The organism is Streptomyces sp. CNT372 (assembly GCF_000377145.1).
On sequence record NZ_KB897778.1, the window covers coordinates 259,179 to 272,954 of the forward strand.

At 73.7% G+C, this 13,776-nt stretch carries 12 protein-coding genes and 1 pseudogene; 8 read left to right on the forward strand and 5 right to left on the reverse strand.

Translation table 11 applies throughout. The annotated features are described in order from the left end of the window. Window positions 1–3 precede the first annotated feature (3 nt). The 3 genes from C593_RS0106495 to C593_RS0106505 all read left to right on the forward strand — a co-directional run bounded on the left by C593_RS0106495 (window position 4) and on the right by C593_RS0106505 (window position 2,234). Window positions 4–693, forward strand: a complete 690-nt coding sequence (locus C593_RS0106495; RefSeq protein ID WP_018846487.1) for a hypothetical protein — start codon at window positions 4–6, stop codon at window positions 691–693. Window positions 694–852: 159 nt separating this feature from the next. Then, window positions 853–1,419, forward strand: a complete 567-nt coding sequence (locus C593_RS0106500; RefSeq protein ID WP_018846488.1) for a SigE family RNA polymerase sigma factor — start codon at window positions 853–855, stop codon at window positions 1,417–1,419. Then, window positions 1,416–2,234, forward strand: a complete 819-nt coding sequence (locus C593_RS0106505; RefSeq protein WP_026277418.1) for a hypothetical protein — start codon at window positions 1,416–1,418, stop codon at window positions 2,232–2,234. The genes C593_RS0106500 and C593_RS0106505 overlap by 4 nt, the downstream gene beginning before the upstream one ends. An 82-nt stretch (window positions 2,235–2,316) precedes the next feature. On the opposite strand, the gene C593_RS0106510 is transcribed toward C593_RS0106505, so the two are convergent. After that, entirely contained in the window at window positions 2,317–2,568 is a 252-nt protein-coding gene (locus tag C593_RS0106510) for a DUF5133 domain-containing protein (protein ID WP_018846489.1), read from the reverse strand. Window positions 2,569–2,775: 207 nt separating this feature from the next. Here C593_RS0106510 and recD2 point away from each other — a divergent pair, with 207 nt between their 5' ends. After that, window positions 2,776–5,025 (forward strand): SF1B family DNA helicase RecD2, encoded by a 2,250-nt coding sequence (recD2, locus tag C593_RS0106515; RefSeq protein ID WP_018846490.1) that lies wholly within the window; start codon window positions 2,776–2,778, stop codon window positions 5,023–5,025. A 266-nt stretch (window positions 5,026–5,291) separates the two neighbouring features. Next, window positions 5,292–6,581, forward strand: coding sequence for a citrate synthase (locus C593_RS0106520; protein WP_018846491.1), 1,290 nt, complete (start codon window positions 5,292–5,294; stop codon window positions 6,579–6,581). A gap of 364 nt (window positions 6,582–6,945) precedes the next feature. On the opposite strand, the gene C593_RS0106525 is transcribed toward C593_RS0106520, so the two are convergent. The 4 genes from C593_RS0106525 to C593_RS0106540 form a co-directional block, all read right to left on the reverse strand. After that, a complete protein-coding gene (locus C593_RS0106525; protein ID WP_018846492.1) occupies window positions 6,946–9,183 on the reverse strand; it encodes a heavy metal translocating P-type ATPase in 2,238 nt (745 codons plus the stop codon). Window positions 9,184–9,280: 97 nt separating this feature from the next. Next, window positions 9,281–9,598, reverse strand: a complete 318-nt coding sequence (locus C593_RS0106530; RefSeq protein ID WP_018846493.1) for a heavy-metal-associated domain-containing protein — start codon at window positions 9,596–9,598, stop codon at window positions 9,281–9,283. A 316-nt stretch (window positions 9,599–9,914) separates the two neighbouring features. Beyond that, window positions 9,915–10,112: a helix-turn-helix transcriptional regulator gene (locus tag C593_RS0106535; RefSeq protein ID WP_018846494.1), complete on the reverse strand. Its 198-nt coding sequence runs from the start codon at window positions 10,110–10,112 to the stop codon at window positions 9,915–9,917. Window positions 10,113–10,328: 216 nt separating this feature from the next. Continuing rightward, complete coding sequence (locus tag C593_RS0106540; RefSeq protein ID WP_018846495.1) at window positions 10,329–11,240, reverse strand: sugar phosphate isomerase/epimerase family protein; 912 nt, start codon at window positions 11,238–11,240, stop codon at window positions 10,329–10,331. A gap of 156 nt (window positions 11,241–11,396) precedes the next feature. On the opposite strand from C593_RS0106540, the gene iolC reads away from it, so the two are divergent. The 3 genes and pseudogenes from iolC (at window position 11,397) to iolB (ending at window position 13,767) form a co-directional block, all read left to right on the forward strand. Further along, window positions 11,397–12,518, forward strand: a complete 1,122-nt coding sequence (gene iolC, locus C593_RS0106545) for a 5-dehydro-2-deoxygluconokinase (RefSeq protein ID WP_018846496.1) — start codon at window positions 11,397–11,399, stop codon at window positions 12,516–12,518. A 47-nt stretch (window positions 12,519–12,565) separates the two neighbouring features. Further along, window positions 12,566–12,877, forward strand: a pseudogene (locus C593_RS0106550) (Cgl0159 family (beta/alpha)8-fold protein); the annotation flags it as partial. 17 nt (window positions 12,878–12,894) lie between these two features. Further along, window positions 12,895–13,767, forward strand: a complete 873-nt coding sequence (gene iolB / locus C593_RS0106555) for a 5-deoxy-glucuronate isomerase (protein ID WP_018846498.1) — start codon at window positions 12,895–12,897, stop codon at window positions 13,765–13,767. Window positions 13,768–13,776: the final 9 nt, after the last annotated feature.

Here is a 13,776-nt window from a genome sequence, read left to right on the forward strand (position 1 = left end):
TTGATGCGCAGGACGACGGCGGGGGCGAACGCGAGGACGGCGCGGACGGCGAGGGCGCGCGGGCTGACGGCGGCCGCCGCGGTGGCGGTGCTGCTCGCGGCCGGCGCCGGGACGGCGGTCGCCCTCGGGGAGCGGTCCGGCGGCGGGAGCGGACCCGCGCCCGCGGCCGCCCCGGCACCGGAGGCCGCAGCCCCCGCACCGGAGGCCGCCGCTCCGGAGCGGGCGGCGGCCGTTTCCGGGCCGCGGGTGGTGCGGCCCTACGAGCCCGTGGCGATCGGCGGCGGCGCGGTGACGGGCCTGCTCCCCGAGGGGCGCCAGAACTACGTGGTGGCCTGGCAGGACTTCGAGGAGAGCGTCGAGCGGGCCAAGGGGTACACGGGGGACGACATCCGCCCGGGCAGCCTCAGCGGCGGGCAGTACAGCGACGGTGACGACGTCCTGTTCACCGGAGCCTGGCGCCTGGACACCGCCCCGGCGCGCGTCACCGTCCGGGTCGGCGCGGGCGAGGAGCGCGAGGCCGGGATGCTGACCCTGCCGGGCGAGCCGGGCTGGGGGACGTACCACCTCTACGCGACCGGGTCCGGCACGCCCCGACAGACCACGGTGGTGACCGCGTACGCCGGCGACGGCACGGTGCTGGCCGATCTGGCGTACGAGCCCTTCCCGTCGGCCGGCCCGGCTGCCGGGAACTGACCCTCAGGGCTCCGGGGCCCCGAGGCTCCGAGGCCCGGCACCCCGGCCCAGGCCCCGGCCCCGGGCTCCGAGCGCCCCCCAGGCGCCGGTGCCCGGGTCCGGGGCGTACCGTCCGGGGACACGGCTCCGTGTCCCCGGACGTCGAACACGAGGACACGAGTGAAGACGAGCGCGGAGGCGGACTTCCGGGATTTCGTGGCCGCCCGGTGGCCGCGGATGCTCCGGACCGCCCATCTGCTGACGGGGCACCACCACGACGCGGAGGATCTCGTGCAGGCGGCCCTGGCGAAGGCGTACGTGAAGTGGGACCGCGTACGGCGGGCCGAGGACCCCGATTCCTATGTCTGGCGGATCATGATCAACACCCACCGGGACCGGCTGCGGCGTGTCCGGCTGCGCGAGTGGCTGACCACGCGCATCCCGGAGGCCGCCGCCCCGGACCGCGCCGACGCCGTCACGGAGCGGGGCGCGGTGCTGGACGCGCTCGCCCAACTGACCCCGAGACAGCGGGCGGTGGTCGTGCTGCGCTATCTGGAGGACCGCAGCGAGAGCGAGGTGGCCGTCCTGCTGGGCACGGGTGTGGGCACCGTCCGTACCCATGTGGCCCGCGCCCTGGGCAAGTTGCGCGAGCACCCGGGCATCGCCCCGGCCCCGACGGCGACCGTGGACGCGGGGCGTCCGGCGGGTGCGGGGCGTCCGGCGCGGACGGGAGGGCGGACGCGGTGAACGACGCGTACGAGCACGGGGCCGGGCCCGCGAGCCGGGCCCTCGGCGAGGCGCTGCGGGCCGAGGCCGGCACGGTGCCCCAGGGCCCCGCGCCGGTCGACGAGGTGGTGCGCCGGGGGCGTGCGGCGCGCACGCGCCGGCGCGCGCTTGGGGCCGCCGCGCTGGCCGGGGCCGGCGGTGCGCTGCTGGGTGTCCTGGTCCTGCTGCCGGTGGCCCGGGAGGCCGCGCCCGGCCCGGAGCCCGCACCGGCGCCCCCGGCGAGCGCGCCGGAGGTGCCGGCTCCACCGCACCGGGGCCTGCGCACGGTCGCCCCGTACGAGCGCGTCCCGATCGGCCGGGGCTGGTCGTTGGCGCTGCTGCCGGAGGGGGCGCAGAACCATGTGCTGGGGCGGGGCGACCTCGGCGCGAGCCTGGCGGCGGCCCGCGGTGCCGTGGGCGACAACATTCCGCCGGAGAGCCTCAGCGGCGGCGCCCAGGGGGAGGACAGGTCCCCGACCGTGCTCTACACGGGGGCGTTCCGCAGCGGGACCCTCCCGGCGCGGATCACGGTCCGCACGGAGGCGGGCACCGTGCACCCGGCCGGGATGCTGCGGCTGCCGGGGGACCCGGGCTGGGGCGTCTACCACGTCTTCGCGGACGGGGCGGCGGGCGCGAGCGGTTCGGGAGGCTCCGGGTCCGGGTCCGGCACTGGCACCGGGTCCGGCACCCGCTCCGGGTCCGGCACCGGCGGCTGGACGGTCACGGCATACCGCGCGGACGGCACCGTCCTGCTGGAGCGGCACTTCAACCGGCCCTCGGGCTCCCCGGGGGACTGACTCGGCCCCGGCACGGCGGAGGGGGCCACCCGTGTGTCCCGTGGGGTGGCCCCCTCAGTCGTGCCGGGCGGCCCGGCCCTCGTCAGGCGACGAGGGTGACGTCGTCCGGTGGCGGTGCCTTTGCCGCCACGGGTGCCGCGGGCGCCGCGGCGAGCAGGGCGTCCGCCCGCTCCAGCGCGTCCCCGATCGTGGTGGTGCCCGTCAGCACACACAGGGTGTAGACGACGTCGTCCAGCGCCCGGCGTTCGGCGTCGCCCGTCGTTCCGGCGATCCTCAGCTCCGCGTAGCGCGCCAGCAGCCCGCGCACGACTCTCGGATCCGGCGTCAGCACCATGCCCCTCCCCATGCCTCGGTGAGTCTCCCGGTGGTGACGACCGTATGCCCGGTCCGGAGGCCCGCATGCCGTACGTTTTCCGCCAAATCCCCGCTCCAGGGCGTGCTTCGTCCGAAAACATCCCCTGTCGTGGCCCGCGCGCGGGGTCCCGGGCCGGGTTGTCCACAGGCGGCCCGCGGTGTCCGTGCCGGGCGATACCGTCGGTCCATGTCCACTCCGGCTACCCGCCCGGCGAGCGCGCCGGGCTTCACCCCGGCCGTGCTCGAAGGCGTCCTGGAACGCATCACCTACGCCAACGAGGAGAACGGCTACACCGTCGCGCGCGTCGACACCGGCCGCGGGGCGGGGGAGCTGCTGACCGTCGTCGGGTCCCTGCTCGGGGCGCAGGTCGGGGAGTCGCTGCGGATGGAGGGGCGTTGGGGCTCCCACCCCCAGTACGGCCGGCAGTTCACCGTGGAGAACTACACCACCGTCCTGCCCGCGACCGTCCAGGGCATCCGCCGCTATCTGGGCTCCGGCCTGATCAAGGGCATCGGGCCCCGGATCGCCGAGCGGATCGTGGACCACTTCGGCACGGACACCCTCGACGTCATCGAGCGGGAGCCCGCCCGGCTGATCGAGGTGCCCGGCCTCGGCCCGAAGCGGACCCGGCTGATCGGCGCGGCCTGGGAGGAACAGAAGGCGATCAAGGAGGTCATGGTCTTCCTCCAGGGCGTCGGCGTCTCCACCTCCATCGCCGTGCGGATCTACAAGAAGTACGGGGACGCCTCGATCTCGGTGGTGAAGAACCAGCCCTACCGCCTGGCCGCCGACGTCTGGGGCATCGGCTTCCTCACCGCCGACCGGATCGCCAGGGCCGTGGGCATACCCCACGACAGCCCCGAGCGCGTCAAGGCCGGTATGCAGTACGCCCTGTCGCAGTCCACCGACCAGGGCCACTGCTTCCTGCCCGAGGAGCAGCTCATCGCCGACTCCGTGAAGCTGCTCCAGGTCGACACCGGTCTCGTCATCGAGTGCCTCGCCGAACTCGCCGCGGACGAGGAGGGCGTGGTGCGCGAGCAGGTCCCCGGGCCGGACGGCGGGGAGCCGGTCACCGCCGTGTACCTGGTGCCCTTCCACCGCGCCGAGCTGTCCCTCGCGGGCCGGCTGCGCCGGCTGCTGCGGGCCGAGGAGGACCGGATGCCGGCCTTCCGGGAGGTGGACTGGGACAGGGCGCTGGCGTGGCTGGCGCGGCGCACCGGGGCGGAGCTGGCGCCCGAGCAGGAGGCCGCCGTCCGGCTCGCCCTCACCAGCAGGGTGGCGGTGCTGACCGGCGGTCCGGGCTGCGGCAAGTCGTTCACGGTCCGCTCGATCGTGGAGCTGGCGCGGGCGAAGAAGGCCAAGGTGCAGCTCGCCGCCCCCACGGGCCGGGCGGCCAAGCGGCTCGCCGAGCTGACGGGCGCCGAGGCGTCCACCGTCCACCGGCTGCTGGAGCTGAAACCCGGCGGGGACGCGGCCTACGACGCGGACCGGCCGCTCGACGCGGACCTGGTGGTCGTCGACGAGGCGTCCATGCTCGACCTCCTCCTCGCCAACAAGCTGATCAAGGCCGTAGCCCCGGGCGCCCATCTGCTGCTCGTCGGGGATGTGGACCAGCTGCCCAGCGTCGGCGCGGGCGAGGTCCTGCGCGATCTGCTCGCGCCCGGCGGACCGGTGCCCAGTGTGCGGCTGACCCGGATCTTCCGGCAGGCCCAGGAGTCGGGCGTGGTGACCAACGCGCACCGCATCAACTCCGGCCACCAGCCGGTCACCAAGGGGCTGAAGGACTTCTTCCTCTTCGTCGAGGAGGACACCGAGGAGGCCGGCCGGCTCACCGTGGACGTGGCGGCCCGGCGGCTCCCCGCGAAGTTCGGGCTCGACCCGCGGCGGGACGTCCAGGTCCTCGCCCCGATGCACCGCGGCCCCGCGGGCGCCGGCGTGCTCAACGGGCTCCTCCAGCAGGCGGTCACCCCGGCCCGCCCGGAGCTGCCGGAGAAGCGGTTCGGCGGCCGGGTCTTCCGCGTGGGCGACAAGGTCACCCAGATCCGCAACAACTACGAGAAGGGCCGCAACGGCGTCTTCAACGGCACGGTCGGCGTCGTCACCTCGCTCAGCACCGACGACCAGCGCCTGACCGTCCTGACCGACGAGGACGAGGAGGTGCCCTACGACTTCGACGAGCTGGACGAGCTGGCCCACGCCTACGCGGTCACCATCCACCGCTCCCAGGGCAGCGAGTACCCGGCCGTGGTGATCCCGGTCACCACAGGTGCGTGGATGATGCTCCAGCGCAATCTGCTCTACACGGCCGTCACCCGGGCCAAGCGGCTGGTCGTCCTGGTCGGCTCCCGGAAGGCGATCGGCCAGGCCGTGCGCACGGTCTCGGCCGGCCGCCGCTTCACGGCCCTCGACCACCGCCTCGGCGCCGGGGCGGGCTGAGGCCGGTCCGCCCCGCCCTGACCGCCCGCCCCGGGAAACGCCTGGGGCGGGCGGTTCGGGCGGTGCGCGACGTGGGAAACACCACCCCGACCCCACCCCGGCTTTCAGAACCCGGGCGAAGGGGGCAAGATGAGCAGGTTGGCGGCACTGAGTGCCGCCGATGGGCCCAATGGTCGACCCCGAGTGCACTCTCCTGAGCCAAATGGGGGATGGTAGAGACAGTCAGGGCACCTCGAAGAAGAGGCACTACGTCGGTGAGGGATGACGTGAGCGACAACTCTGTAGTACTGCGGTACGCGGACGGTGAATACACCTACCCGGTGGTCGAGAGCACCGTCGGTGACAAGGGCTTCGACATCGGGAAGCTCCGAGCCCAGACCGGTCTGGTGACCCTGGACAGCGGATACGGCAACACCGCCGCCTATAAATCCGCGATCACCTACCTGGACGGCGAGCAGGGCATCCTGCGCTACCGCGGCTACCCGATCGAGCAGCTCGCCGAGCGCTCCACCTTCCTCGAGGTGGCCTCGCTGCTCATCAACGGCGAGCTTCCCACCGTCGACGAGCTGGCGACCTTCCAGAACGAGATCACCCAGCACACCCTGCTGCACGAGGACGTCAAGCGCTTCTTCCAGGGCTTCCCGCGCGACGCCCACCCGATGGCCATGCTGTCCTCGGTGGTCAGCGCGCTGTCCACGTTCTACCAGGACAGCCACAACCCGTTCGACGAGCAGCAGCGCCACCTGTCGACGATCCGGCTGATGGCCAAGCTCCCGACGATCGCGGCCTACGCCTACAAGAAGTCGATCGGCCACCCCTTCGTCTACCCGCGCAACGACCTGGGCTATGTGGAGAACTTCCTCCGCATGACCTTCTCGGTCCCCGCGCAGGAGTACGAGCTCGACCCGGTCGTCGTCTCCGCCCTCGACAAGCTGCTCATCCTGCACGCGGACCACGAGCAGAACTGCTCCACCTCCACCGTGCGCCTGGTCGGCTCCTCGCAGGCGAACATGTTCGCCTCCATCTCCGCCGGCATCAGCGCCCTGTGGGGCCCCCTGCACGGCGGCGCCAACCAGTCCGTGCTGGAGATGCTGGAGGGCATCCAGGCGGACGGCGGCAACGTCGACTCCTTCATCAACAAGGTGAAGAACAAGGAGGACGGCGTCCGCCTGATGGGCTTCGGCCACCGGGTGTACAAGTCCTTCGACCCCCGCGCGAAGATCATCAAGGCGGCGGCGCACGACGTCCTCTCGGCCCTCGGCAAGTCCGACGAGCTGCTGGACATCGCGCTGAAGCTGGAGGAGCACGCGCTCTCGGACGACTACTTCGTCCAGCGCAACCTCTACCCGAACGTGGACTTCTACACGGGTCTCATCTACCGCGCGATGGGCTTCCCGACCGAGATGTTCACCGTGCTCTTCGCCCTCGGCCGCCTCCCGGGCTGGATCGCCCAGTGGCACGAGATGATCAAGGAGCCCGGTTCGCGCATCGGCCGTCCGCGCCAGATCTACACCGGTGAGGTCCTTCGCGACTTCGTCCCGGTCGAGGCCCGCTGAGCCGTACGGAACGAAGAAGCGCCCCGCCGCCGATCCCCCCACGGGTCGGAGACGGGGCGCTTCCCATATCCCCGGAGCGGATTCCCCCCACGGGATCCGGCCGGGCGTCTGCGAAGCCGCAGCCGCTCGCGCGACTGCCACTCCCTCGCGATCTGCCGGGGTACGCACGCTCGGGAGGGCCGCTCAAAGCTCCCCGGGTACGTGCCCCGGCCAACGCTTGCCTGGAACGTCCCCCAAGACATTCCATGAACGTCCCCCAAGACGTTCTGGCATCGCCCACTTAGACTCGCGAGAAGCCTGAATGGTTACCCCCAAATATCTGTGATCTAGGTCTCGATGTGAAGGTCCTGTGACCTATTTGTAGTCACGAGAAGCTCCGGAGCCGCAGGCTGTTGGACACGACAAACACGGACGAAAAGGCCATCGCCAAACCCGCGATCATGGGGTTGAGCAGGCCGAACGCGGCCAGTGGCAGTGCGGCGACGTTGTATCCAAAGGCCCAGTAAAGATTCCCCTTGACCGTGGCCAGAGTCCGACGTGCGAGACGGATCGCGTCCCCGGCGGCCCGCAGGTCGCCCCGGACGAGGGTCAGGTCGCCCGCCTCCACGGCCGCGTCGGTGCCCGTGCCCATCGCCAGACCGAGGTCCGCGCAGGCCAGGGCGGCCGCGTCGTTCACCCCGTCGCCGACCATCGCCACGGTCCGGCCCTCGGCCTGCAGCCGGGCCACCGTCCGGGCCTTCTCCTCGGGCAGGACCTCCGCGTACACCTCGTCGATGCCCACCTCGGCGGCCACCGCCTCGCCGACCGCGCGGCTGTCGCCGGTCAGCAGGACCGGGTGCAGGCCGAGGGCGCGCAGCTCCCGTACCGCCTCGGCGCTGGTCGCCCGCACGGCGTCGGCGACCGTCAGCACGCCGAGGGCCTTGCCGTCGGCCGCGGCGAACACGGCGGTGCGGTCCGCGCCGGCCGCTCCGGCGAGGGCGTCCGGCACCTCCACGCCCTGGTCCCGCAGCAGCCGGGCGCTGCCCACCAGGACCTCCCGCCCCTCGACCGTGCCCCGGATCCCGAGCCCCGGCAGGTCCACGACCTCCGAGGCGGCCGGCGGCGGGCCCGTGCGCTCCGCCGCGCCCGCCGCCACGGCCCGGGCGACCGGGTGCTCCGAGGCGTGCTCCAGGGCGCCCGCGAGGCGCAGCAGCTCCGCCTCCGCGACCCCCTGGGCGGGGACGACCTCCCGCAGGGTCATCCGGCCGGAGGTGACCGTGCCGGTCTTGTCCAGGACCACGGTGTCCACCCGGCGGGTGGACTCCAGCACCTCCGGGCCGCGCACCAGGATGCCGAGCTGGGCGCCCCGGCCGGTGCCGACCATCAGGGCCGTCGGCGTGGCCAGCCCGAGGGCGCACGGACAGGCGATGATCAGCACGGCCACGGCCGCCGTGAACGCCGCCGTCACATCGTCGGTCGCCAGCATCCAGACCACCAGGGTGGTCAGCGCGATCACCAGCACCACGGGCACGAACACGGCGGACACCCGGTCCGCGAGGCGCTGCACGCGGGCCTTGCCGTTCTGCGCCTCCTCGACGAGCCGGGCCATCCGGGCGAGCTGGGTCTCGGCGCCGACCCGGGTGGCCGCCACGACCAGCCGACCGGAGGTGTTCAGCGTCGCGCCCGTCACCGGGTCGCCGGGGGCCACGTCCACGGGCACGGACTCGCCGGTCAGCATCGAGGCGTCCACGGCGGAGGAGCCCTCCAGGACCCTGCCGTCCGTCGCGATCTTCTCCCCGGGGCGCACGACGAAGCGGTCGCCCACGATGAGGGCGGCGGCCGGCATCCGCACCTCCCGGCCGTCGCGCAGCACGGACACGTCCCGGGCGCCCAGCTCCATCAGGGCCCGCAACGCGGCACCATCCCGGCGCTTGGCGCGGGCCTCCAGCCAGCGGCCCAGCAGGATGAAGGTCACAACCCCCGCGGCCACTTCGAGGTAGATGGCCGAGGAGCCGTCCGCGCGCCCGACGGTGAAGGTGAAGGGGTGGCGCATGCCCGGCACGCCGGCGTCCCCGAGGAACAGGGCCCACAGGGACCAGCCGAAGGCCGCCAGGGTGCCGAGGGAGACCAGGGTGTCCATGGAGACCGCCCCGTGGCGCAGATTGGTCCAGGCGGCCCGGTGGAACGGCAGGCCGCCCCAGACGACGACGGGGGCGGCGAGGGTGAGCGAGAGCCACTGCCAGTTGTCGAACTGGAGGGGTTCGGCCATCGCCGTCGCGACCACGGGCGCGGCGAGGACGGCGGAGACGACGAGTCGCTGCCGCAGGGCGTCCTGCTCCCGGGGCGCTGCCCCGGCGGGGCCGGCTTCACCGGCGGGCATGTCCGCGGCGGGTTCCGGAGCGGGCGGCGGGGGCGGCTCCTCGGCCGTGTAGCCGGTCCGCACCACGGTGGCGACCAGGTCCGCGACGGGCATCGAGGCCGGGTAGGTGACCCGGGCCTTCTCGGTCGCGTAGTTGACGGTGGCGGTCACGCCGTCCATGCGGTTGAGCTTCTTCTCGACGCGGGCCGCGCACGAGGCGCAGGTCATCCCGCCGATGGTGAGCTCGACCTGGGCTGTTTCCACGGTCGGGACTCCAGGTGTACGAGGGGCCGGGCTGTACGCGACCAGTATCGTCCCGGTCGTGCGCTGCCCGGCCCCCGGCCGTCCCCCGTGGCAACGATCAGGCCAGGCCGGCCAGTTCGTAGCCCGCCTCGTCGACGGCCTCGCGCACCGCGGCCTCGTCGAGCGGGGCCTTGGAGACCACGGTCACCAGGCCGGTGGCGGCCTCGGCCCGCACGGAGGCCACGCCGGCGAGCGCGGAGATCTCGCTGCCGACCGCGCCCTCGCAGTGCCCGCAGGTCATGCCGGTGACGCGGTAGACCGTGGTGACCTGGCCGGTCCCCGCGTCCGTGCCGTCGTCGTGGCCGCCGCCGTCCGCCGAGCAGCAGGAGCCGGTCGTCCCGGCGGCCTCGGTGTCGGTCTTCGCCTCGGTGGTCATGGCGTTCTCCTCATCAGCGCGACGTACGGTGCGGGTGTGGCGGGGCGCGACGCGGTCCCCGGGCGGGTCCGCGGTGGCCCATGGTACGCACCCTATACCCCTAGGGGGTATAAAGGCGAACGCCGGGCGCAGGGGCCTCGGGCTCCTCGCCGAGGTGCGGGTCGGGGGAGCGGAGCATCGCGCTCTTCTGCTCGGCGGCGTACGTGACCCGCTCCCCGCCCCCGAGCGCCGGGGTCCGAGCCCGGACGGCAGTCGAGGGCCCCGCGACCGCCGTGGCGGTCGCGGGGCCCTCGGGGGGAGCGCCGCTCCCCGGAGGTCACTCCCGACGGCCCCTGTTGCCCGGCCTGTTGGCCACCCAGGCGCGGATGGTGTCCGCGCGCCAGTAGGGCTTGCCGCCCTCCACGTGGTCGGGGGGAGGGAGCAGCCCGTGCTTGCGATAGGAGCGGACGGTGTCCGGCTGCACCCGGATGTGGGCGGCGATGTCCTTGTAGGACCACAGGTTTCGGTCCGTCATATGTGCGTGGCACCTCCTTGCGCGCGCAGCAGCGGCGGTCGGGATGCCGTCGGGGGAGCTGCCGCGCGGACGCTGGCGATCACTGAGCCTGTGCCCGCTGAACGAGGCCGGACGGCTGCGGGGGCCATGCTGTCGACCGCCTGTGACGGAAGACCCGCGTAACGGAGACATGTGTGATGAGGCCGGGACAACGGTGACGGAAGTGCCGCATCAGCCTCAGAGGCCGCAGGAGCGCAGGAATCCGCGCGTCCGTTCGGCGATCGGATAGGGCCGGTCGGGCGGGCAGGGGTACATGTCCTGCTCGACGATGGCGAACAGGTCCACGTCCAGGGCGGCGGCCGCGGCGAGGACCGGCTCCAGGGCCGGGACCCCGGCCGGCGGCTCGCACATCACGCCCCGGGCGACCGCCGGTCCGAAGGGCAGCTGCTCGGCGGCCACTTCGGCGAGGACCGCCGGGTCGACCTGCTTCAGGTGGAGGTATCCGATCCGTTCGCCGTAGCGCTTGACAAGGTCCACGCTGTCGCCGCCGCAGTAGGCGTAGTGCCCGGTGTCCAGGCACAGGGAGACCAGGCCCGGATCGGTGGCGTCGAGGAAACGGGTGACGTTCTCCTCGGTGTCGATATGGGTGTCCGCGTGCGGATGGACGACGATCCGCAGGCCGAAGCGCTCCCGCACCTCATGCCCCAGGCGCTCGGTCTGGGCGGTCAGTTCGCGCCACTGCGCGGGAGTGAGAGCCGAGTCCTCCAGCACCCGGCCGGTCTTGTCGTCCCGCCAGAAGGAGGGGATGACCACCAGGTGCTCCGCGCCCATGGCCCGGGTGAGTCCGGCGACGGCGGCCACGTGCGCCCAGGTCGCGTCCCATACGGCGGGCCCGTGGTGGAGGCCGGTGAAGACGGTCCCCGCGGAGACCTTCAGCCCGCGGCGTGACGTTTCCTCAGCGAGTACGGCGGGGTCGCTCGGCAGATAGCCGTAGGGGCCGAGTTCGATCCACTCGTAGCCGGCACGGGCCACCTCGTCGAGAAAGCGCCGCCAGGGGACCTGTTGGGGATCGTCGGGGAACCACACCCCCCAGGAATCGGGGGCCGAGCCGACCCGGATGCGGTTCTGGGCGGGTACGGGGGAGGTCATGCCGTTCACCATCCCGGCCGCCGGAGAAGGGTGTCAAGGCTTGGTCAGAATGTCCGGACAAAATATTGACAGGGTTCGCCGGGGCGGGCTAGACAGGCCCTGGACCCGGGTGCGCCTCGGGGGCGGTGGGCGCCGCCCCCTGACGAAGGGACACGTATGCCTGAGCCGTACGCCCCGCCGCGGTACGACGTGATCACCATGGGCCGGATCGGGGTGGACCTGTATCCGCTGCGCACCGGGGTGCCGCTGGCCGAGGTCGACACCTTCGGGAAGTTCCTCGGGGGCTCGCCCGCCAACGTCGCCGTCGCCGCAGCCCGGCTCGGCCGGCGGACGGCCCTGATCACCCGCACCGGCCAGGACCCCTTCGGAGAGTATCTGCACGGCGCCCTGCGGGAGTTCGGGGTCGACGACCGCTGGGTGACCTCGGTGGAGGAGTACCCCACCCCGGTCACCTTCTGCGAGATCTTCCCCCCGGACGACTTCCCCCTCTACTTCTACCGGCTGCCCAGGGCCCCCGATCTGGAGATCCGGGAGAGCGAACTCGAACGCGAGCCGATCCGCACCGCGCGTGTCTTCTGGATGACGGGGACGGGCCTGTGCGCCGAGCCCAGCCGGACGGCCACCCTCGCGGCGCTCGCCCACCGCGGCACAGCCGGCACCACCGTCTTCGACCTGGACTGGCGCCCCGCGTTCTGGCCCGACCCGGGCGCGGCCCGGGCCCACTACGCCCAGGCCCTCGCGCACGCGACCGTCGCCGTCGGCAACGCGGAGGAGTGCGCGATCGCCACCGGGGAGAGCGAACCGCACGCGGCGGCAGAGGCGTTGCTCGCGGCGGGCGTGGAACTCGCCGTCGTCAAGCAGGGCCCCAAGGGGGTGCTCGCCGCCGACCGCGACGGCACCCGCGTCCAGGTCCCGCCCGTGCCCGTGGAGGTGGTCAACGGCCTCGGCGCGGGCGACGCGTTCGGCGGGGCGCTCTGCCACGGACTGCTCGCGGGCTGGGAGCTGGAGCGGGTGGTGCGCTTCGCCAACGCGGCGGGGGCGGTGGTCGCGGCACGCCTCGCGTGCTCGTCGGCGATGCCGTACGAGGCGGAGGTGGAGCAGGTCCTCGCGGGCGGCCCCGTCCCACCGGACCCGAGCCGCCCCGGCGGGCCGGACGGCGCGGGGCCGGCCACGCCCGCGCCTCCGCCCGGGGACGCGCCCCCGCACCCGCCGGGCGGCACCGCCCCGCCCTCCGCGCCCGGCGGTACCGCCCGGCACGCGGAGGGTGACGCCCCGTGAGCCGGGTGGACGCCGGGGAGCCGGCCGGGATCCGGGCCCGGCACCCCGAGGCCGTCTCCCGCTCCCTGGCCGTCGCCTCCGGGCTCGGCGGCACCTCCGCGTACACCTGGCTCAAGGTGCCCGCCACCGAGGACCCCGGCGATATGCGGGCGGAGCTGGAGACCTCCACCCTCCCCGCCGTCCTCCCCGCCGTCCTCCTCGGCGGCGACACCGGCCCGGACCCGGACCGTGCCTTCGGCCAGTGGCGCGACGCCCCGCGGCTGCCCACCGTCCAGGGCCTGGTCGCGGGCCGCTCCCTGCTCCGTCCGGCGGACGGCGATGTGGCCGGCGCGGTCGACACGGCCGTGGGACTGCTGTGACGGGGTACCCAGGGGACATGAGCGACGACGACCGCCGAAGCCGGCTCCACCTCCCCGCGGGCAGTACCGCGGGCGGCGCGTACACCGTGGACATCGGGCCCGAGCGGGCCGGCTGGGAGCGGTCCGCCCTGCGGGTGCTGGACCTGCCGGCCGGCGGCTCGCACACCTTCGACACGGGCGACAGCGAATGGGTCGTGCTCCCGCTGAGCGGGGCCTGTACGGTGCAGACGCACGACGGGCCCACGCACGGCGAGACATTCCGCGAGACCTGCCACGAGAGGTTCCAACTGCACGGCCGGGACAGCGTGTTCGGCTCGGTGAGCGACTTCGCCTATGTGCCGCGGGACGCCCGCGTCCAGATCGCCTCCGGTGCGGGAGGCCGCTTCGCCCTGGCAGGAGCGAGGTGCGAGCGTCGACTCCCCGCTCGCTACGGCCCCGCGCCGGAGGTACCGGTCGAGGCCCGCGGCAGCGGCGTCCAGGCCCGCGAGGTGCGCAACTTCGCCGCGGCCGGTGTCTTCGCCTGCGACCGCCTGATCGCCGTGGAGGTGGTCACCCCCGGCGGCAACTGGTCCTCCTACCCGCCGCACAAGCACGACGAGCACCTGCCCGGCGAGGAGAGCGTCCTGGAGGAGATCTACTACTACGAGATCGACGGCGGCGGCCTCGGCTACCAGCGGGTCTCCCCGTCCCGCCCCGGCGGCGCCGATCTGCTGGCCGAGGTCCGCGGCGGGGACGCGGTCCTCGTCCCCGACGGCTGGCACGGCCCGTCCGTCGCCCAGCCCGGCCACCCCATGTACTACCTCAACGTGATGGCGGGACCCGGCGAACGCGAGTGGCTGATCCGCTTCCACCCCGACCACCTGACCGGACGGACGAAGGGCTACCGATGACGACCGGGG